A 20,753-nucleotide genomic window follows, 5' to 3' on the forward strand; every position below is an offset into this window, starting at 1 on the left:
ACGTGCCCCCGGTGGGATTCGAACCCACACTGTCGGAGGTTTGAGCTCCGTTTCTCTACCGGTTGGAATACGGGGACGTTGCCACGGACCTGACGAGTAGGCCCGGTCTAGGGTACCCACTACGCTGATGACGGCGACACCCGGCCGGGCGGGTGTCGGACAAACAGCGCTGGGGGTAGAGGTTCGTGGCCGACACGCAGGCGGGTATCGAGCGTAGGCGGGTGCTGATCGCCGAGGATGAGGCGCTCATCCGGCTGGATCTCGCCGAGATGCTGGTCGAAGAGGGCTACGACGTGGTCGGGGAGGCGGGCGACGGGGAGACCGCCGTACGCCTGGCCGAGGAGCTCAAACCCGATCTCGTCATTCTCGACATCAAGATGCCGATCATGGACGGGTTGGCCGCCGCGGAGCGGATCGCCGCCGGCCGGATCGCCCCGGTGGTCATCCTGACCGCGTTCAGCCAACGTGACCTGGTCGAACGGGCGCGGGCGGCCGGGGCGATGGCATACCTGGTCAAGCCCTTCCAGAAGAGCGACCTGGTGCCGGCGATCGAGATCGCGCTGTCGCGCTACTCGGAGATCGCCGCGCTGGAGTCCGAGGTCGCCGGTCTGACCGACCGCCTGGAGATCCGCAAGACGGTGGAGCGGGCCAAGGGCGCGCTGATGACGACGTACGGCATGACCGAGCCGCAGGCGTTCAAGTGGATCCAGCGCACCGCGATGGACCACCGGATGACCATGCGCGAGGTCGCCGAGCGGATCCTGGCCGAGGGTACGGGCGGCGAAACCCCCGCCGAGACCAGCTGAACCTGGCCCGCACCGGGCCGGCTGCCTAGGATCGGCCCATGTCCATCCGTTGGCGGATCGTCGCCGGTCTCGCCGTACTGACCGTGCTCGCGGTCGGCTGCGAGCGGCCGACCGCCGAGGATCCGGAACACGTGGACGGACCCGTCCGGCCCGGCTGGCACGCGCTGCGACTACCCATGCCGGCCGGTGCGGCGGGTCGGCTGGTCCTGCGCGACACGGCCACCTGCGCCGGTCGCTGGTACATCGCCGGTGCGGTCGCCGACGCCGCCGGGGAGACCCGACCGGCCGTATGGACCAGCACGGACGCGTTGACGTGGAGTTCGGTGGAGCTCACCGCGAAGACCTACTACGGCCGGCAGAACGTGCTCTCCGTGGTGGCCTGCCGGGACGGCCGGGTCGCGGCGATCGGGGCGAAGAGCGGCGGCGCGCACGCGAACCCCCGGGTGAGTACGTGGCGGCAGAACCCCGACGGGACGCTGACCGAGGTGATCGCGCCGTTCGAGCTGTACGGCGGTCCGCAGGCGGTGAACGTGGCACGGGTGGTGGCCGGACCGGCGGGTTGGATGATCGTCGGCAACCGGATGAGCGGTGCCGCCGCCTGGACCTCCGCCGACGCGGCCCGGTTCGAGATCGTCGAGGCGGCGCCCGAGCTGGCCAGCGACGCCCGGGGCGAGACGTGGGCGTTCGACGTACTGCCGCTGGGCGACCGGTGGCTGGTGGTCGGCGGTGTCATCCTGACCGGCCGGATCGACCGCGACCCGCTCGCCTGGACCTCGACCGACGGCCGGACCTGGCGGCGGCTCTCCGTCCCGGCCGACGACGGCTACGAGGAGATGCAGCGAGTGGTGCTGGTCGGCGGGGTGCCGGTCGCGCTCGGTCTGAGTGGTGACGGCTTCGGGGTGTGGCGCGGCGGGGCCGGGCCGGACAGCGACGGGTGGACGGCGGTGGGCCGGTTCGGCAGCCGGAGCACTCACGGGGTGCCGGCCGTACGGGGACTCGCGGCCACCGGGGACCGGCTTTTCGCGGCGACCTCCGACGGTGTCGGGCACGGGCTCTGGACCTCGGCCGACTCGGGCCGTTCATGGCGGCCGATCGCGGCGCCGACCGCCCTGCCGGGCGGGGCCGAACGGCAGGTCGCGGTGTCCGCCGGAGCGGACCGCCTGCTTGTCGTCGCCGACGACGGTGTCGGCGGCAGTGCCTGGTGGACAGCGGTGCCGCTCGATGGTGCGTGATGTCCGGTTCCCCGGAAAGTTTGTTACGGCAATGGACCTGTCCGCACTCGTGTTCGTAACGTTTTAGCAAGCCCGGCTCTCAGGTCTTCCGGGAGCGATTACAGCTCCAGTACGCTGCGCCATCACGAGCCGCACGCAGGCGGGCGGCTCTATACCGGGTGGTGCTGGCTGCGTGGGCAACAGATGCGCCGCGCCTCCCGGGATGCCGTTGCCTGCATCTTGAGGAGGTCAAGGAGCCGTGAGGCGAAAGTATGTACGGGCGCTCGGCACCGTCGCGATGGCGGCGGTGGCGATGGTCGCCGCGACTGGCTGCCAGGACTCCGGCGGGGACGACACCGCTGGCGGCGGAGACTGTGGCGGCAAGATCGCCATCTTCGGTGCCTTCACGGGTCCGAACGCCGGTCTGGTCCTGCCGTCGCTCAATGGCGCGAAGCTGGCCGTCAAGCAGCACAACGCCGCGAACGCCGACTGCCAGGTAACGCTGCAGGAGTTCGACACCCAGGGTGACGCCACCCAGGCCACCCCGGTTGCCAACCAGGTCGCCGGTGACCAGTCCTTCACCTCGGTGATCGGCGGGCACTTCTCGGGTGAGTCCAAGGCGACCATGCAGACCTACGAGGCTGCCGGTCTGATCATGGTCAGCCCGTCGGCCACCGCGACCGAGCTGACCGCGGCGAACAACAAGGCTTTCCACCGCGTGGTCGGTAACGACGGCACCCAGGGTGCGGCTGCGGTTGCCTACATCAAGGACGTGCTGAAGTCGCAGAAGGTCTTCGTCATCGACGACGGCCAGACCTACGGCGCCGGCATCATCGCCGAGGTCAAGAAGGGCCTGGCTGCCGGCGTTGTCGGCGAGGACAAGGTCCAGACCGACCAGCAGAACTTCGACGCCACCATCTCGAAGATCAAGTCCTCGGGTGCCGACGTGATCGCCTACGGCGGTTACACCAACGAGGCGGCGCCGCTGCTCAAGCAGGCCCGGGCGGCCAACGTCACGGCCAAGTTCCTCGGCTTCGACGGTCTCTACGACCCCGGCTTCCCGGCCGGTGCCGGTACCGCCGCCGAGGGCGCGATCGTGACCTGCCCGTGTCTGCCGGCCGCCGAGGCCGGCGGTACCTTCTCCGCCGACTACGAGAAGGAGTACGGCATCGCGCCGGGCTCCTACGGTGCTGAGGGCTACGACGGCGCGAAGATCCTGCTCGAGGGCTACGCGGATGGCAAGACCACCCGCAAGGAGCTCTTCGACTGGGTGAACGCGTACGACAAGCAGGGTGTCTCGAAGTACATCAAGTTCGACGAGACCGGCGACGTCGACAAGTCGAAGGTTGTCATCTGGTCGTACGAGGTCAAGGGCGGCCAGTTCGTGCCCCAGCAGGAGATCAAGCTCAGCTGAGCCGGTTTACGGAGGCGGCCGGGGGGATATCCCCCCGGCCGCGCTCGGTGCAAAGGGAGATTTCGTGAACTTCGATGAACTCTTCGGGCACCTCGGCCAGCACACTGTGGACGGTTTGGCGAAGGGCTCGATCTACGCCCTCGTCGCGCTCGGCTACACGTTGGTCTACGGCGTTCTGAAGCTGATTAACTTTGCCCACTCCGAGGTTTTCATGGTGGGTACCTTCGCCGTCCTCGGTGTGTGGAACCTCTTCGGCGCCACTGATGCCCCGCCGCTGGGCACACTGATCCTCCTGCTCATCGCCGGACTGGCCGCGGCGATGCTCGCCTCCGGCGCCACGGCGGTGGCGGTGGAACGGGTGGCCTACCGCAGACTGCGGCAGATGAACGCACCACCACTGATCTTCCTTATCACCGCGATCGGCCTGTCGCTGGTGCTCTCGGAGGCGTTCGGGCTCTGGCAGGGCCGGCTGGTCGTCGGCATGCCCACCCTGATCGAGCGGGACGTGTGGCTCACCATCGGCAACACCGAGATCGCCAACACCCAGGTGATCACCGTCGTGGCGGCGCTGCTGATGATGGCCGGGCTCGACCAGTTCATCAACCGCACCCGGTACGGCCGAGGGGTCCGCGCCGTCGCGCAGAACCCGGACGCCGCCGCGTTGATGGGTGTCAACAAGGACCGGGTGATCATGCTGATCTTCCTGCTCGGCGGGCTGCTCGCGGGCGCCGCCGCGCTGCTCTGGGCGATCCGGTACGGCAACACCCGGTTCAACGTGGGCTTCATCCTCGGGCTCAAGGCGTTCACCGCGGCGGTACTCGGTGGCATCGGCAACCTGCGCGGCGCGCTGCTCGGCGGTCTGCTGCTCGGCGTGGTCGAGGTCTACGCGGCTACCCTGACGTCATCCAACTGGGAAGACGTGGCCGCGTTCGTCGTACTGGTGGTCGTGCTGCTGTTCCGCCCGACCGGCCTGCTCGGTGAATCGTTGGGGAGGGCGCGCGCATGACCGCGACCAGCAACAGTCCGGCGCAGGCGGGACGCAAGACCAGGATCGGCATCGGTGACCGTTGGCGGGGACTGCCACGGTGGCAGCGAAGCCTCGCCTTCGTCGCCTTCGTCGCCTTCCTCTACTACCTGCCCCTGCTGGGCATTCCGGGCCTCACCTGGCTGCGGACCGACTCGATCGCGGGCGGCAACAACTGGGCGGGCGTGCTCTTCATCTGCGCGGTCTACGTCCTCATCGCGATCGGGTTGAATGTGGTGGTCGGCCTGGCCGGCCTGCTCGACCTCGGCTACGTCGGCTTCTTCGCGGTCGGCGCGTACAGTGTGGCGCTCTTCGGCTCCACCCAGTCGCCGGTGGTCAAGGCACTCCAGAACCGGTTCGACCTGGCCGAGGGCTGGGCGGTCACCTGGGCGATCTGTATCCCGCTCGCGATCGCGTTCACCATGATCTCGGGTGTGGTGCTCGGCTGGCCGACGCTGCGGCTGCGGGGCGACTACCTGGCCATCGTGACACTCGGTTTCGGTGAGATCATCCGGATCGTCGTCCGCAACTCGAACTGGTCCGGCGGACCGGCCGGTGTGGCCGGTATCCCCGGCCCGCAGGGCTCTCCCTCGGCCGACAACAACGTGTTCGGGCTGATCGACGTCAAGCCCTGGTACTGGCTGGCGCTCACCGTGGTGCTGATCGTCGTCTTCGCGGTGCGCCGGCTGGAGAACAGCCGGGTCGGTCGGGCGTGGCTGGCCATTCGGGAGGACGAGGACGCCGCCGCCGTGATGGGCGTACACGGGTTCAAGTTCAAGCTCTGGGCGTTCGCCATCGGCGCCGCGCTCGGTGGCCTCTCCGGCTTCCTCTTCGCCAGCCGGCAGGGTTTCATCGAGCCGAACCAGTTCAACGCGCAGCTCTCCATCCTCTTCGTCGCGATGGTGGTGGTCGGCGGCGCCGGCAACATGGCCGGTGTGGCTCTCGGTGCGTTCCTGCTGGCCTACCTGCCGGAGCGGTTCCGTGACTTCGCCGAGTACCGGTACCTGGTGTTCGGTCTGGCGCTGGTGCTGGTCATGCTGCTGCGTCCGCAGGGCCTGATCCCGAGCCGGCGGCGGGCACACGAGCTGCAGGACCGTGCAGAGGAGGCACCCGCCAATGTCTGACGAGATCAAGGCCCCCGGCGGCCCCATCCCGCGCCAGCGTGAGGTGCTGCTCGACGTCGACCACGTCACGCTGCGCTTCGGCGGGGTGGTCGCGCTCGACGACGTCAGCTTCAGCCTCTACCGGGGCGAGATCCTCGGGCTGATCGGTCCGAACGGCGCCGGCAAGACCACCTGCTTCAACGTGATGACCGGGGTCTACCGGCCGACCGAGGGTGAGGTGCGGTTCGACAAGGGACAGATCGTCGGCCGCAAGCCGCACGACATCAACCGGCTCGGTATCGCCCGGACGTTCCAGAACATCCGGCTGTTCCCGGAGATGACCGCGCTGGAGAACGTGCTGGTCGGTACCGACTCGCAGCACAAGACCAGCGTGGTCGGGGCGCTGTTCCGGCTCTACCGGGTACGTCCGAAGCCCGAGGAACTGCCCGTGGTCGACTCGACCAACGGGCTGGTCCGTACCTGGCAGCAGGTGCGTCGGGCCTCTGCCAAGGTGTTCGGGATCTCCCGGCACACGCTGGAGGAGAAGGCGGCGCGCCGCAAGGCGTTGGAACTGCTCCGGTTCGTCGGGATCAGCGGCCGGGTCAACGAGTTGGCCCGCAACCTGCCCTACGGCGACCAGCGTCGGCTGGAGATCGCCCGGGCGCTGGCCACCGAGCCCAAACTGCTCTGCCTGGACGAGCCGGCCGCCGGCTTCAACCCGGCGGAGAAGGAGGACCTGCTCCAGCTGATCCGGCAGATCCGCGACCTCGGCTACACCGTGCTGCTCATCGAGCACGACATGCGGCTGGTCATGGGCGTCACCGACCGGATCGTGGTGCTGGAGTTCGGCAAGAAGATCGCCGAGGGTACGCCCGCCGAGGTGCGGGACAACCCGAAGGTGATCGCGGCCTACCTGGGGGTGCCGGCAGATGCTGCTTGAGATCGATAACGTGACGCTGGCGTACGGCCGGATCGAGGCTCTGCACGGGATCAGCCTGCACGTCGACGAGGGCGAGGTGGTGGCCCTGATCGGTGCGAACGGCGCCGGCAAGACCACCACGATGCGGGCCGTCTCGGGCCTGCGCCCGATCAGCCGGGGTGCCATCAAGTTCGAGGGCCAGGACATCAGCAACCTCCGGGCCGACCTGCGGGTCATCCGGGGCATCTGCCAGTCGCCCGAGGGTCGGGGCATCTTCCCCGGCATGTCCGTGATCGAGAACCTCGACATGGGCGCCTACACCCGGCGGGACACGGCGGGGATCGCGGCCGACCTGGACCGGGTGCTCGGGCTGTTCCCGCGCCTGGCCGAGCGGCGCAAGCAGGCCGGCGGCACGCTCTCCGGCGGTGAGCAGCAGATGTTGGCGGTCGGCCGGGCGCTGATGAGCCGGCCGAAGCTGCTGCTGCTCGACGAGCCGTCGATGGGGCTCGCCCCGATGGTGATCCAGCAGATCTTCGACATCATCACGGAGATCAACCAGCAGGGCACCACCATCCTGCTGGTGGAGCAGAACGCCCAGCAGGCGCTCTCCCGGGCCCACCGCGGTTACGTGTTGGAGACCGGTCGGATCGTCAAGGAGGGCAGCGGGGCGGACCTGCTGCTCGACCCGGCGGTCAAGGAGGCGTACCTCGGCGTCGCCTGATCCGACGTTCGAGGGTGGGCCCGGCGCGTCACGCGCCGGGCCCACCGCCGTCTCAGGCCGCCGCCGGACCCGGACGGAGGTATCGGTGCCCGTCGCGCCGATCGTCGCCCTCGTCCGCTTCTGCCGCCGCGTGGGGTGCGACCGACATGTCGGTGGGCCCGACTAGAGTCGGTCAGGTGACCGACGCACCCCGCCTCCTGTTGTTGGACGGCCATTCGCTGGCCTACCGGGCCTTCTTCGCGCTCCCGGTGGAGAACTTCTCCACCACCACCGGACAGCCGACGAACGCGGTGTACGGCTTCACCTCGATGCTGATCAACGTGCTCCGCGACGAGCGGCCGACCCACCTGATCGTCTCCTTCGACATCTCCCGCCGGTCGTTCCGCACCGAGCGCTACGCCGAGTACAAGGCCGGTCGGGCGGAGACGCCGACCGACTTCCACGGCCAGGTGAGCCTGGTCAAGGAGGTGCTCGCCGCGCTGCGGGTGCCGGTGGTGGAGAAGGAGGGCTACGAGGCCGACGACGTCATCGCCACCCTCGCCCGGCAGGGGCGGGAGAGCGGGATGGACGTGCTGATCTGCAGCGGTGACCGGGACGCCTTCCAGTTGATCGGCAACCAGGTCACCGTGCTCTACCCCCGCAAGGGCGTCTCCGACCTGGCTCGGATGGATCCGGCGGCGGTGACCGACCGCTACGGGGTCGGCCCGGAGCAGTACCGCGACCTGGCCGCCCTGGTCGGGGAGAGCAGCGACAACCTGCCCGGCGTGCCGGGGGTCGGTCCGAAGACCGCCGCCAAGTGGATCAACCAGTACGGCGGGGTGGAGGGCGTGATCGCCCGCGCCGACGAGATCAAGGGCAAGGCCGGCGAGAGCCTGCGCGAACGGCTCGCCGACGTGATCCGCAACTACGAGCTCAACCAGCTGGTCGACGACCTGGAGCTGTCGCTGGGGGCGGAGGACGCCCGCTGGGCCGGGTGGGACCGCGAGGCGGTGCACCAGGTTTTCGACACCCTCCAGTTCCGGGTCCTGCGCGACCGGCTCTACCAGTACCTGGAGGCGGTCCAGCCGGAGGCCGAGTCCGGCTTCGAGTTGGCCACCGAGGTGCTGGGCACCGGCACGGTGGCGGCCTGGCTGGCCCGGCACGCCCCCACCGGTGTGCCGACCGGGCTGGCCGTGGCCGGCACCTTCGGGCGCGGCACCGGCAGCCTGACCGGGGTGGCGGTGGCCACCACCGACGGTGCCGGCGGCTGGTTCGATCCGGCCACCCTCGATCCGGCCGACGAGGCGGCGGTGTCCGAGTGGCTGGCCGACGAGGCGCGACCGAAGGTCCTGCACGACAGCAAGCCGGCGTCGCTGGCGTTCGCCGCGCACGGCTGGCAACTGCGGGGGATCACCCGGGACACCGCGCTGGCGGCGTACCTGGCCCGGCCGGACCAGCGCTCCTACGACCTGGGTGACCTGGCCCTGCGCTACCTGCACCGGGAGCTGCGGGTCGACCAGCCGGAGTCCGGCCAGCTCACCTTCGAGGGGCTCGGCAACGACGGCGAGGTCGAGCAGAACCTGATGCTGCGGGCCGCGGCGACCCTCGATCTCGCCGACGCCATCGACGCCGAGCTCGCCCGCGACGGTGAACTCTCGGCCCGGTTGCTGGCCGATGTCGAACTTCCGCTGGTGCGGGTCCTCGGCGAGATGGAGCGGGTCGGCATCGCCGCCGACACCGACTACCTCTCCGAGCTGGAGGCGCACTTCGCCGGTGAGGTGAAGGCGGCCGCGCAGGCGGCGTACGAGGTGGTCGGGCGGGAGTTCAACCTCGGCTCGCCCAAGCAGCTCCAGGAGATCCTCTTCACCGAGCTGGGGCTGCCCAAGACCAAGAAGATCAAGACCGGCTACACCACCGACGCGGACGCGCTGCAGTGGCTCTACGCGCAGAACCCGCATCCGGTGCTGGGCCACCTTCTGCGCCACCGGGACGTGGCCCGGCTGAAGTCGACCGTCGACGGGCTGCTCAAGTCGATCTCCGACGACGGCCGGATCCACACCACCTACAACCAGACGGTGGCGGCCACCGGGCGGCTCTCGTCGACCGACCCGAACCTGCAGAACATCCCGATCCGGACCGAGGAGGGGCGGCGGATCCGGCGCGCCTTCGTGGTCGGCGCCGGCTACGACACCCTGCTCACCGCCGACTACAGCCAGATCGAGATGCGGATCATGGCGCACCTCTCCGTCGACGAGGCGCTGATCGAGGCGTTCAACTCCGGCGAGGACTTCCACGCGGCCACCGCGTCGTTCGTCTTCCACGTACCGGTCGCCGAGGTCACCGCCGACCAGCGCCGCAAGATCAAGGCGATGAACTACGGCCTGGCGTACGGGCTGAGCGCCTTCGGTCTTGCCCAGCAGCTCAACATCGCCGCCGACGAGGCGCGCGGGCTGATGGAGGAGTACTTCATCCGGTTCGGTGGTGTCCGCGACTACCTCCAGGAGGTGGTCCGGCGGGCCGTGCGCGACGGCTACACCGAGACCATGCTCGGCCGACGGCGTTACCTGCCGGACCTGGTCAGCGACAACCGGCAGCGGCGGGAGATGGCCGAGCGGATGGCGCTCAACGCCCCGATCCAGGGCTCGGCCGCCGACATGATCAAGGTAGCCATGCTGCACGTCGACACCGCCCTGCGCGGGTCCGGCCTGCGGTCCCGGATGCTGCTGCAGGTCCACGACGAGCTGGTCTTCGAGGTCTACCCCGGCGAGCGGGAGCAGCTCGAGGAGTTGGTCCGGCGCGAGATGGGCAACGCCCACCCGCTGTCGGTGCCGCTGGAGGTCTCGGTCGGCGCGGGCCAGGACTGGAACAGCGCCGACCACTGACCGGCGTCGACCCGCTCACTTGAGCGGGTCGTGGCCCCAGTTCATGAGCGAGAAGCGCCACCGGGTGCGGCTGATGTCGCCCCGGGGGCGCTGCGCCATGTGCCGGTGCACGTAACCGACGACCTTGCGCATGTGCGCGTAGTCCCGGTCGGTCAGCTCCGCCCGCTTGCGGCGCAGCAGGCCGATGATCCGCCGCCCCGACTCGTGGCCGACCGACTCACCCCCGCCGGAGTGCTGGCCGACGGCCTTGGAGTCGTCGGTCTCCAGCCACGTCTCCAGCTCACCGGGTTTCATGTTCACCGCGTCGGTGAAGGTCCGGTAGACGTCGGCCTGGTCGTCACCGCGGGGCACGACGCAACGCCCCGGGCTTGTGCACCGCCTCGCCGCCGGAGTCCGACCGGACCCGGTACTGCGGGTCCTCCCTGCTGGCGTCGACCGTACGTCTGGCGGCTGTTGTCCGTTTCGTGATCTCCTCCTGGACGGTGCCGTACGCGGTCCCGCCGTGGCTGCGCCAGCTCACCCGATCGCCCTTGTGCAGCTTCTCGTCCTTGTCCATGACACGGTCTACCCTGCCGCTCCGGGGGAAAACCGGGGCGTGCGGCGCCGAGACTTCATCCCGCCACGGGGGGTTTGTCCGAAACGAAGATCGCGGTGCCGGGGAAGAGTCGGCCGCGCAGCGGACTCCACTGGCCCCAGAGCTGCTCGTGTCCCTCCGGCCACTCCGGCTCCACCACGTCGCGCAGCCGGAACCCGGCGCCGACCAGCTCCCGGACCCGGTCGCCGAGGGTACGGTGCTGCTCGACGTAGCTGGGCACCCCGTCGGCGTCCTGCTCCACGTACGGGCGGCGGTCGAAGTAGGAGTGCACCGCCTTGAGGCCCCCCTCGCCCGGGTCGTCGAGGAAGATCCACCGCATCGGGTGGGTGACCGAGAAGACCCACCGGCCGCCGGGACGCAGCACCCGGTGCACCTCCCGCATCACCGCCGCCGAGTCGGCCACGAACGGCACGGCGCCGAACGCCGTACAGACGATGTCGAAGGCACCGTCGGCGAAGGGCAGGGCCAGGGCGTCGGCCTGGACCAGCGGAACCCGTACCCCGGAGGTCCCGGCCGCGTGGGCGGCGTGCCGCAGCATGCCCGCGGAGAGGTCCAGGGCGACCGGCCGGGCCCGCTGGGTGGCCAGCCAGCGGGAGGCGGAGGCGGCGCCGCAGCCGAGCTCGAGCACCCGGCGGCCGGGCAGGTCGCCGAGCAGCCGGGCGTCGGCCTCGCGCAGCCGCTCCGGGCACCAGACGAAGTCGACGTCGCCGAGGAACTCCCCGTGCTCGGCCTGGTAGTCGTCGGCGTCGCGGTCCCACCACTGCCGGCTGGCCCGTCGGGTCTCCGTGTCGCTGACCGTGCGCCGGGTCACACCCGCGGCCTCGTCGTCACTCATCCCGGCCACGCTAGAGGCCGGGTACGCGCACGTCGCGCGCGGCCTCGACGCCGCGCCGGGCGGGCCTGCGTACGGGCGAGTTCCCGCGCTGTGGACGGCGTGTCGCATCAGGTGGCAGGAGGGCTTGCATGCTGTGGTAATGCGCACGGTAAGCTGTTCGATGCGCTCGCGGATCGTGTGCCTCGGCAGGGAGCAGGTCCGCGGTCGACGGGCATATCCCACGGTCTCACGCATGATCGTTAGGTGTGTACGGCGACGGATCCGCTGGCGCAAACAGGTCACTGCGACACAAACGCCTGCTGTGACACCCATCCGACCGGAGCAACCGCCCACATGACGAGCAGCATCGAGGCCCCCTCGAGCGCCAACCGGGTCACCCACGACGATCTCGGCTCTGAGGAAGCTTTCCTCGCCGCGATCGACGAGACCATCAAGTACTTCAACGACGGCGACATTGTCGAAGGCACCGTCGTCAAGGTCGATCGGGACGAGGTCCTGCTCGACATCGGCTACAAGACCGAGGGCGTCATTCCCTCGCGCGAGTTGTCGATCAAGCACGATGTCGACCCCGCCGACGTGGTCTCCGTAGGTGACCACATCGAAGCCCTGGTTCTCCAGAAGGAGGACAAAGAGGGCCGGCTGATCCTCTCGAAGAAGCGGGCGCAGTACGAGCGCGCCTGGGGCACGATCGAGAAGATCAAGGACGAGGACGGCGTCGTTCGCGGTTCCGTCATCGAGGTGGTCAAGGGTGGCCTCATCCTCGACATCGGCCTGCGGGGCTTCCTGCCCGCGTCGCTGGTGGAGATGCGTCGGGTGCGGGATCTGCAGCCGTACGTGGGCCGGGAACTCGAAGCCAAGATCATCGAGCTGGACAAGAACCGCAACAACGTGGTCCTGTCCCGCCGGGCCTGGCTCGAGCAGACCCAGTCCGAGGTGCGCACCGAGTTCCTCAACAAGTTGCAGAAGGGGCAGGTCCGCAAGGGCGTCGTCTCCTCGATCGTCAACTTCGGTGCGTTCGTCGACCTCGGTGGCGTCGACGGTCTGGTGCACGTCTCCGAGCTGTCCTGGAAGCACATCGACCACCCCTCCGAGGTGGTTGAGGTCGGCCAGGAGGTCGAGGTCGAGGTCCTGGACGTCGACCTGGACCGCGAGCGTGTCTCGCTGTCGCTGAAGGCGACCCAGGAGGACCCGTGGCGGCAGTTCGCCCGGACCCACGCGATCCAGCAGATCGTGCCGGGTAAGGTCACCAAGCTGGTCCCGTTCGGTGCGTTCGTCCGGGTGGACGACGGCATCGAGGGCCTGGTCCACATCTCCGAGCTGGCCGAGCGCCACGTGGAGATCCCGGAGCAGGTCGTCCAGGTCGGCTCGGACGTCATGGTCAAGGTCATCGACATCGACCTGGAGCGTCGGCGGATCTCGCTCTCGCTCAAGCAGGCCAACGAGGGCTTCGTCGAGGGCGAGGAGCACTTCGACCCGACCCTCTACGGCATGGCCGCGACGTACGACACCGAGGGCAACTACATCTACCCCGAGGGCTTCGACCCGGAGACCGGGGAGTGGCTCGAGGGCTTCGACAAGCAGCGGGAGACCTGGGAGACGCAGTACGCCGAGGCTCGTACCCGCTGGGAGGCCCACACCAAGCAGGTGCAGACCTCCCGCGCCGCCGACGCCGAGGCCGCTGCCAACCCGACTCCGGTCAGCACCGGTGGCGGCGGGGCGACCTCCTCGTCCACCCCGGCGCCGGCCCGTCAGGCCGAGGAGCCGGCCGGCACCCTGGCCACCGACGAGGCGCTCGCCGCACTGCGGGAGAAGCTCGCCGGCGGTAAGTGAGCCGGCTCGCGGGTAACTTCGCCCGCAGGTAGAACCAAACGACGGCCCCGTCCTTCCCACCAGAAGGACGGGGCCGCCGTCCACCCACCCCAGCCCCCCACCCCCACCCCCACCCCCACCCCCACCCCCCACCCACCCCGCTTCGTTGATCATGAAGTTAGCGACGGGTTCAGGCACTCGAGCCGTCGCTAACTTCATGATCAACGCGTCTGGTGGGTGGGGTGGGTTGCCCCGGATCGGCCCGACGGGGTTGACTGGGCCGGTGCTGATGGTCGGACTCACCGGTGGCATCGGATCGGGCAAGAGCGTCGTCGCCACCCGGCTGGCCGGGCTCGGCGCGGTGCTCATCGACGCCGACCGGATCGCCCGCGAGGTGGTCGCCCCCGGAACCGAGGGGCTGGCCGAGATCGTGGCGACCTTCGGCGACCGGGTGCTCGCCGCCGACGGCAGCCTGGACCGGGCGGCACTCGGCGCCCTCGTCTTCGACGACGAACCCGCCCGGCGGCAACTGGAGCGGATCACCCATCCGAGGGTCCGGACCCGTACCGCCGAACTCGCCGCCGGGGCACCCGCCGACGCGATAGTGGTCAACGACGTACCGCTGCTGGTCGAGGCGGGGCTCGCGCCGACGTACCATCTCGTGGTCGTGGTGAGCGCGGACCGGGACACCCGGGTGGACCGGCTGGTCCGCGACCGGGGGATGAGCGTCGAGCAGGCGGAGCAGCGGATCCGGGCCCAGACCGGTGACCAGCAGCGGCGGGCCGCCGCCGACGTGGTGCTGACCAACGACGCGGACCTGGCCGACCTGTACGCGCGGGTGGACGACCTCTGGCGGGACCGGCTGGTGCCCTACGAGCGTCACCTGCGCGACCGGATCGCGGTCCGGGGCGGGACGGTGGTCCTCACCGAGGCCGACCCCGACTGGCCGGTCCAGTACCAGCGGCTGGCCGCCCGGATCCGGCACGCGGTACGCCCCGCGGATCTCCGGGTCGACCACATCGGCTCCACCTCGGTGCCCGGACTGGCCGCCAAGAACGTGATCGACATCCAGCTCACCGTCGAGTCCCTGGACCAGGCCGACGCGCTCGCCGGCCCGCTCGCCGACGCCGGGTTCCCCCGGTGCGCCGGCGACTGGTGGGACCAGCCCCGGCACGCGGACGGCGGGGCGCGGTGGGAGAAGCGGCTGCACGGCAGCGCCGACCCGGCCCGGCCGGTCAACCTGCACCTGCGGGTCGACGGCTCGCCGGGCTGGCGCTACGCCCTGCTGATGCGCGACCACCTCCGGGCCGACGAGGAGCAGCGCGCCGGTTACCAGGCGCTCAAGCGGGGCCTTGCCGCCGGCGGCCCGGACACCGCCAGCTACACGGCTGCCAAGGAACCCTGGTTCGACGGTGAGCACCTGCTGGCCGAGCGGTGGGCGGCGGCCACCGACTGGCGCCCCTGAAGCAGGTTGCGGATCCGGTCGGTTCAACCCAGGGGCACGGCGGGCAGCTCCGGCACCGGGCCGGGGGTCAGGTCGAGCTGGGCGAACGCACCGGTCCGGGTACGCAGCTCCAACCGGCGCAGCAGGCCCGAGCGGTCCACCCAGTAGCGCATCCGGGCCTGGCCACGGCCGACCTCCGACTCGGCCTCCTTCGGGACCTCGAACACGGTCACCGGCCGCCCGTCGAGCTCGTCCTGCCGCAGCCAGCTCACCGATTCACGCAGCCGGTCCGCCGGCCCCAACCCGGCGCTCCCGATCGCCAGCGCCTCGTTGACCAGCAGGTCCAGGTCCGGGGCACCGAGCGAGTCGGTACGTCGCTGCCAGCTCAGGTGATCCCAGTCCCGGTCCCGGGGCGGGGGGAGCGGAGGCGGCCCGGCGCCACCTCCGGACCGGACGTCGGGGTCGGACGGGACGTCGCGTACGGCCACCCCGGTGCGGTTGGCCCGCAGCAGGGTCCGTTCGCCCGGCCGGTCCAGCTCGTGCACGGCGAGGTAGGCGACACTGTCGGACCAGTCCACCCATCCGGACGCCCGGAGGTTCACGGCGGGTAGTTCGGCGACCGGCGCGGTGGTGGGCACCGCGAGCGTGATCTCCGCACCGCCGAGCGCCCGGTTCTCGGCCCGTACCCGGGCGAGGAGGTCGGTCTCGGTGCGGGTGGCCGCCCGTGGTTGTACCGGTGCGCCGCCGAGGGCCGCGACGGCGGTCAGCTCGGGCCGCTCGGCCCGGTCGAAGTCGACCTGGACCGGGACGTCACCGGCGAGCAGGGCCTCGAACCGGTGCAGGTGTCCGTCGAGGTCCAGCCAGTACCGTACGGCTCCGCCGCCCAGCCCGCCCGTCGGCGGTGCCGGGATCGTCGCGTCGGTGGCGGGAGCGGGGCCCCCGGTGAGCGCGGGCACCGCGGGGCCGAGCAGCACGTCGACGGTTGTCCCACCGGCCCGGTCCACGCCCAGCCACCGAGCGGTGTCCCGGGCCAGCAGCGGCCCGGTCGGGTCCGGCCGGTCGGCGGCGACGGCGAAGAGCAGGGTGAGGAACGAGTCGACCGCCGCCGGGACCGGCCCACCGGTGACCATCCGGCGGACCCGCCAGCCGTCCCCGGGCGGCGTCGGCGGTGGTGGCGGTGGCGGTGACGGGGCGACCAGGGCCGGGAACGGGCCCGGTCCGCCGCCGGTCGGTCCGGGCCCGGCCGGCGGGTCCGGTCGGCTCAACACCAGTCCGGGTACGGCCTGGAGCAGTCCCCGCTGACTCCCGGCCCCCGGCCCGGCCACGCTCAGGTAGGCCAGCCCGCGCGGCCAGTCGACGGTGCCGGCGAGTTCGATCTGGGTGCCGGGGATGCCGAGCGTGGCGTACACGCCGACCCGTCCGGCGCGGTAGTTGGTGATCCGCATCGCCGCCAGCCGGTCCGCCTCGGCCGAGGTGAGGGCGCGGGCCGGGTCGGTCGGGCCGGGCGGGGCACAGGAGACCAGTCCGGCGGCGAGACCGGCGCCGGAGCCGAGTGCGAGGCAGCCGAGTACACCCAGCGTCGCCAGCCGGGCCCGTCCGCTCAGGGTCCGGGTGGGTTGCCGGGGCTCGGCGGGCGATGGTGGCGGACCGGTGGCGGGCCGTCGGCGCCCGGCGGGAGGCAACGAGGTGCTCACGGGTGGTTGAACGGCGAATCCGGGGCAAAGTGACGTACCGGCGCTGGTGTGGCTGGGGGTCCGGCTGGTGGGGGCGTGGCGCGAGGGGCGCTCGCGGCGGCCGGTCTGCGCGTTGGCGCGACCGCGTCGGGTGCGCACGCCGACGAGGGCCGGGGCTGCAACCACTGCGCCGGGGCGCGACCGGCCGTTGTGGAGGCCCGGTTGCGAACCCGGTCGGCCGCCGCGAGCGGCCTACTACTGAACGGTAGCGCGGTGATCTCCACCACACAATGCGTATATCGAAGCCGATCGTGTACCGACCGTTGCCCACCAGGGCTGTCACACCCCCGGCGTACCTTTGATGACATGGCGCTCGACATCCCACGACTCGACGGCCGGTTCGAGGTCATCAGCGAATTCCGACCCTCCGGCGACCAGCCGACGGCGATCAACGATCTTGAGCAGCGGGTGCGGCGGGGCGATCGCCATTCGGTGCTGCTCGGCGCGACCGGCACCGGCAAGAGCGCGACCACCGCGTGGCTGGTCGAGCGGTTGCAGCGGCCGACCCTGGTGGTGGCACCCAACAAGACGCTCTGCGCGCAGCTCGCCAAGGAGTTCAGCGAGCTGCTGCCGAACAACGCGGTCGAATACTTCGTCTCGTACTACGACTACTACCAGCCCGAGGCGTACATCCCGCAGACCGACACCTACATCGAGAAGGACTCCTCGATCAACGAGGAGGTCGAGCGGCTGCGGCACTCGGCCACCATGTCCCTGCTCACCCGCCGGGACGTGATCGTGGTGGCGACGGTGTCGGCGATCTACGGGCTGGGCACCCCGGACGAATACCTCGACCGGGCGGTGCGGATCAAGGTCGGGCAGGAGTTCGAGCGGGACAAGCTGCTCCGCCGGCTGGTCGACATCCAGTACACCCGCAACGACATGGCCTTCAACCGGGGCACCTTCCGGGTCCGGGGTGACACCCTGGAGATCATCCCCGCGTACGAGGAGCTGGCCCTGCGGGTCGAGTTCTTCGGTGACGAGGTGGAGAAGCTCTACTACCTGCACCCGCTCACCGGCGAGGTGGTCCGCGAGGTCGACCACCTGCTGATCTTCCCCGCCACCCACTACGCGGCCGGTCCCGAGCGGATGGAGCGGGCGGTGCGCGGCATCGAGGCCGAGCTGACCGAGCGGCTGGCCGACCTGGAGCGGCAGGGCAAGCTGCTCGAAGCGCAGCGGCTGCGGATGCGGACCACCTACGACCTCGAGATGATGCGCCAGGTCGGGTTCTGCTCCGGCATCGAGAACTACTCCATGCACATCGACGGCCGCGAGCCCGGCAGCCCACCGCACTGCCTGCTCGACTACTTCCCGGACGACTTCCTCACCGTGGTCGACGAGTCGCACGTGACCATCCCGCAGATCGGCGGGATGTTCGAGGGCGACGCGTCGCGCAAGCGGATGCTGATCGACCACGGTTTCCGGCTGCCCAGCGCCGCCGACAACCGCCCGCTGCGGTTCGACGAGTTCCTCGAACGGGTCGGCCAGATGGTCTTCCTCTCCGCCACCCCCGGCAACTGGGAGATGGAGCAGGCCCAGGGCGAGTTCGTCGAGCAGGTCATCCGGCCGACCGGGCTGGTCGACCCCGAGGTGATCGTCAAGCCCACCAAGGGGCAGATCGACGACCTGATGCACGAGATCAAGCTGCGTACCGACCGGGACGAGCGGGTGCTGGTCACCACGCTGACCAAGAAGATGGCCGAGGACCTCTCCGACTACCTGCTGGAGCACGGCATCCGGGTCCGCTACCTGCACTCGGAGGTCGACACGCTGCGCCGGGTCGAGCTGCTGCGCGAGCTGCGCAAGGGCGACTACGACGTGCTGGTCGGCATCAACCTGCTCCGTGAGGGGCTGGACCTGCCCGAGGTCTCCCTGGTCGCGATCCTCGACGCGGACAAGGAGGGCTTCCTGCGCAGCGGCCGGTCCCTCATCCAGACCATCGGCCGGGCCGCCCGGAACGTCTCCGGCCAGGTGCACATGTACGCCGACAAGATGACCCCGTCGATGGCCAACGCGATCGACGAGACCAACCGGCGCCGGGCCAAGCAGGTCGCGCACAACGAGGCCAACGGGATCACCCCCGAACCGCTCCGGAAGAAGATCCACGACATCCTGGACGACATCTACCGGGAGGCCGAGGACACCGAGAACACCCGGGTCGGCGGTGCCGTACGGCAGCTCTCCCGGGGCAAGGCACCGGTGCCGGAGACCCGCAGCAAGGCCGTTCGGGGCAGCTCCGGTCCGGTCCGCGCCGGGATGGCCCGCGCCGAGATGGCCCAGCTCATCCAGGAACTCAACGACCAGATGCTGGCCGCCGCCCGGGAGTTGCAGTTCGAGTTGGCGGCCCGGATCCGGGACGAGGTCCAGGAGATGAAGAAGGAACTGCGCGGAATGGACGCGACCGGGGTGCAGTAGGTCGGGCGCGGGGAGACCGGTTCAGACCTCCACGGTCTCCCCGTCGGGCACCGGCTGGTACGACACGTCGGTCTTCGGGCCACCCCCGCCGACCAGGTTCTGGACCATGCCGCGGCCGATGTCGCTCAACCCGGCGTCGTGCACCGGGACGACCCGACCCGGTTGCACCTCGCGTACGTAGTCGATCAGCTCGGCGGTCTTCGACCACGGGGCGTGCGCCGGCAGCATCAGGGTGCTGATCGGCCGGTCCGGTACGGTCAGCGCGTCGCCGGGGTGGAAGAGCTGACCGTCGACGAGGTACCCGATGTTGGTCAGCCGGGGGATGTCCGGGTGGATCACCGCGTGCAGTTCGCCGTACACGGCGATCTCGACGCCGTTGACCGAGAAGGTGTCGCCCTCGCCGACCACCCGGAGCCGGTCGCCGAGCCCGTCGAGCTTCCCGCCCACCGAACGGTTGGCGAACACCCGGAGCTGCGGTTCGGCCTGCACCGCCGCCCGGATCTTGTCCTCGACGAAGTGGTCCGGGTGCTCGTGCGTGATCAGTACGGCGTCCGCGCCGGCCAGGGCGCCCGGATCGCTGAACGCCCCCGGATCGACCACCAGCGTGGTCCCGTCCTGCTCCAACCGGACACAGGCGTGCCCCAACTTCGTCAGTCGCATGGTTCTCCTCCGCCGACGTGATCTGCCGTGGCGTTTCCGCCGGGTCGCGTACCGGTGCGCGGTGTCGCCCCGGACCGGGACGGACCCGGACGAGGTGCCGGACCCTGCGGACACCGTACCGAGGAGGCGTGCGGCGGCGGCGGAAATCGGTGGGCGTCGCGGCCCTGCCGGCCTAGGCTGCCCGATCGTGGACACCGAACCGAGTTGGCGGGTGCTGACCCCCGACGACCTCCCGGCGGTCGCCGCCCTCGCCCGGCGCTGCCTGGCCGGCGACGGGGGACTGCCGCTGGTGGCCGACCCGTCGTTCCTGGCCCGCCGCTTCGCCGCCGACGGCGGTGTGGCCCGGGGCGCGGTCGACGCGGCGGGCACGGTCGTCGCCGCCGGCGCGATCCGACCCCAGGACACCAACGGGGTACGCCGAGCCGTCGCCACCGGCCTGGTCGACCCGGCCCACCGGGGGCGGGGGCTGGGCGGTGCCCTGCTCGACTGGGTGCTCGACCCGGCGCTGGTCGGCGCGGACCGGATCACCCTGGAAACCGAGTCGCTCACCGACCGGGCGTCGGCCCTGTTCGCCGCCCGTGGCCTGCGGCAGACGTTCGCCGAGGACGTCCTCCGGTTCGACCTCGCCGCCGCCGAACCGCCCCGGATCGACCTGCCGGCCGGGCTGGGCGTACGGCCGTGGTCGGCGGAACTGGCCGAGCGGTTCTTCGCCGTCTACCACGCCGCGTTCGCCGAGCGACCCGGTTATCCCGGCTGGTCGGTCGGGCAGTGGGTGGAGTGGACCACCGACGACGAGGACTTCCGGCCGGAGTGGACCCTGCTCGCCACCGACGAGACCGGTGCCGACCTGGGGTTCGTCAGCGCCGCCGTGGGGTGGGTCGTGCAGGTGGGCGTACGCCCGCAGGCGCGGGGCCGGGGGCTGGGGGCCGCACTGGTGGTCGAGGCGCTCACCCGGATGCGGGCCGCCGGATCGGTCGAGGTGCTGCTCGACGTCAACGTGGACAATCCCGCCGCGCACCTGTACCGACGCCTCGGCTTCACCGACCTGGGCCGCCGAGCCCGCTTCGAACCGGCCGGATAGCCCCGCCGCCGCTGGCCCCGGCACCCCGCCGCCGCCAGCCCGGCGTCCCGGCGCGACCGGCGTGGGAATGCGCTGCGCCCGGTGTCGCGAAGGGCCCTGTTGCGCGTCCGAATCCGATCACG

16 protein-coding genes, 1 tRNA gene and 1 pseudogene are annotated in these 20,753 nt (G+C 70.7%); 12 read left to right on the forward strand and 6 right to left on the reverse strand.

Translation table 11 applies throughout. From position 1 onward, the window contains the following. Positions 1-3: 3 nt before the first annotated feature. A tRNA-Leu gene (locus tag OIE47_RS24585) sits at positions 4-77 on the reverse strand. A 108-nt stretch (positions 78-185) separates the two neighbouring features. Between OIE47_RS24585 and OIE47_RS24590 the strand changes: the two genes are divergently transcribed. The 8 genes from OIE47_RS24590 to polA all read left to right on the forward strand — a co-directional run bounded on the left by OIE47_RS24590 (position 186) and on the right by polA (position 10,059). Next, positions 186-806, forward strand: coding sequence for an ANTAR domain-containing response regulator (locus OIE47_RS24590; RefSeq protein ID WP_326556880.1), 621 nt, complete (start codon positions 186-188; stop codon positions 804-806). Positions 807-844: 38 nt separating this feature from the next. Beyond that, positions 845-2,038, forward strand: a complete 1,194-nt coding sequence (locus tag OIE47_RS24595; protein ID WP_326556881.1) for a hypothetical protein — start codon at positions 845-847, stop codon at positions 2,036-2,038. A gap of 238 nt (positions 2,039-2,276) precedes the next feature. Next, positions 2,277-3,431: a branched-chain amino acid ABC transporter substrate-binding protein gene (locus OIE47_RS24600; protein ID WP_326556882.1), complete on the forward strand. Its 1,155-nt coding sequence runs from the start codon at positions 2,277-2,279 to the stop codon at positions 3,429-3,431. A 64-nt stretch (positions 3,432-3,495) separates the two neighbouring features. Beyond that, positions 3,496-4,437, forward strand: coding sequence for a branched-chain amino acid ABC transporter permease (locus OIE47_RS24605; protein ID WP_326556883.1), 942 nt, complete (start codon positions 3,496-3,498; stop codon positions 4,435-4,437). Beyond that, positions 4,434-5,579 carry a branched-chain amino acid ABC transporter permease gene (locus OIE47_RS24610; RefSeq protein ID WP_326556884.1) on the forward strand — a complete coding sequence of 382 codons (1,146 nt, stop codon included), beginning with the start codon at positions 4,434-4,436 and terminating at the stop codon, positions 5,577-5,579. Before OIE47_RS24605 ends, OIE47_RS24610 begins: the two co-directional genes overlap by 4 nt. Further along, complete coding sequence (locus OIE47_RS24615; protein WP_326556885.1) at positions 5,572-6,498, forward strand: ABC transporter ATP-binding protein; 927 nt, start codon at positions 5,572-5,574, stop codon at positions 6,496-6,498. Before OIE47_RS24610 ends, OIE47_RS24615 begins: the two co-directional genes overlap by 8 nt. Beyond that, positions 6,488-7,198, forward strand: a complete 711-nt coding sequence (locus tag OIE47_RS24620) for an ABC transporter ATP-binding protein (protein WP_326556886.1) — start codon at positions 6,488-6,490, stop codon at positions 7,196-7,198. Before OIE47_RS24615 ends, OIE47_RS24620 begins: the two co-directional genes overlap by 11 nt. A 146-nt stretch (positions 7,199-7,344) precedes the next feature. Continuing rightward, positions 7,345-10,059: a DNA polymerase I gene (gene polA, locus OIE47_RS24625; protein ID WP_442791987.1), complete on the forward strand. Its 2,715-nt coding sequence runs from the start codon at positions 7,345-7,347 to the stop codon at positions 10,057-10,059. 18 nt (positions 10,060-10,077) lie between these two features. On the opposite strand, the pseudogene OIE47_RS24630 reads toward polA, so the two are convergent. The 3 genes and pseudogenes from OIE47_RS24630 to OIE47_RS24640 form a co-directional block, all read right to left on the reverse strand. Then, positions 10,078-10,410, reverse strand: a pseudogene (locus OIE47_RS24630) (DUF3140 domain-containing protein); the annotation flags it as partial. After that, positions 10,397-10,615, reverse strand: coding sequence for a DUF2945 domain-containing protein (locus OIE47_RS24635; RefSeq protein ID WP_326556888.1), 219 nt, complete (start codon positions 10,613-10,615; stop codon positions 10,397-10,399). The pseudogene OIE47_RS24630 and the gene OIE47_RS24635, both read right to left, overlap by 14 nt. 55 nt (positions 10,616-10,670) lie before the next feature. Then, complete coding sequence (locus OIE47_RS24640; protein ID WP_326556889.1) at positions 10,671-11,489, reverse strand: class I SAM-dependent methyltransferase; 819 nt, start codon at positions 11,487-11,489, stop codon at positions 10,671-10,673. Between the two features lie 333 nt (positions 11,490-11,822). Between OIE47_RS24640 and rpsA the strand changes: the two genes are divergently transcribed. After that, positions 11,823-13,319 (forward strand): 30S ribosomal protein S1, encoded by a 1,497-nt coding sequence (rpsA, locus tag OIE47_RS24645; RefSeq protein WP_326556890.1) that lies wholly within the window; start codon positions 11,823-11,825, stop codon positions 13,317-13,319. Positions 13,320-13,581: 262 nt separating this feature from the next. Next, positions 13,582-14,763, forward strand: a complete 1,182-nt coding sequence (gene coaE / locus OIE47_RS24650) for a dephospho-CoA kinase (protein ID WP_326556891.1) — start codon at positions 13,582-13,584, stop codon at positions 14,761-14,763. Between the two features lie 23 nt (positions 14,764-14,786). Here the strand turns inward: coaE and OIE47_RS24655 are convergent, their stop codons facing one another. Then, positions 14,787-16,436, reverse strand: a complete 1,650-nt coding sequence (locus tag OIE47_RS24655; RefSeq protein ID WP_326556892.1) for a hypothetical protein — start codon at positions 16,434-16,436, stop codon at positions 14,787-14,789. Positions 16,437-16,781: 345 nt separating this feature from the next. Here OIE47_RS24655 and uvrB point away from each other — a divergent pair, with 345 nt between their 5' ends. Continuing rightward, a complete protein-coding gene (gene uvrB, locus OIE47_RS24660; protein WP_326556893.1) occupies positions 16,782-18,890 on the forward strand; it encodes an excinuclease ABC subunit UvrB in 2,109 nt (702 codons plus the stop codon). Between the two features lie 21 nt (positions 18,891-18,911). On the opposite strand, the gene OIE47_RS24665 is transcribed toward uvrB, so the two are convergent. Beyond that, on the reverse strand, positions 18,912-19,550 hold the full coding sequence (locus OIE47_RS24665) for an MBL fold metallo-hydrolase (RefSeq protein ID WP_326556894.1): 639 nt from the start codon (positions 19,548-19,550) through the stop codon (positions 18,912-18,914). A gap of 187 nt (positions 19,551-19,737) precedes the next feature. Here OIE47_RS24665 and OIE47_RS24670 point away from each other — a divergent pair, with 187 nt between their 5' ends. After that, entirely contained in the window at positions 19,738-20,631 is an 894-nt protein-coding gene (locus tag OIE47_RS24670; RefSeq protein ID WP_326556895.1) for a GNAT family N-acetyltransferase, read from the forward strand. Positions 20,632-20,753: the final 122 nt, after the last annotated feature.

Source organism: Micromonospora sp. NBC_01796 (genome assembly GCF_035917455.1).
GTDB lineage: Bacteria > Actinomycetota > Actinomycetes > Mycobacteriales > Micromonosporaceae > Micromonospora_G.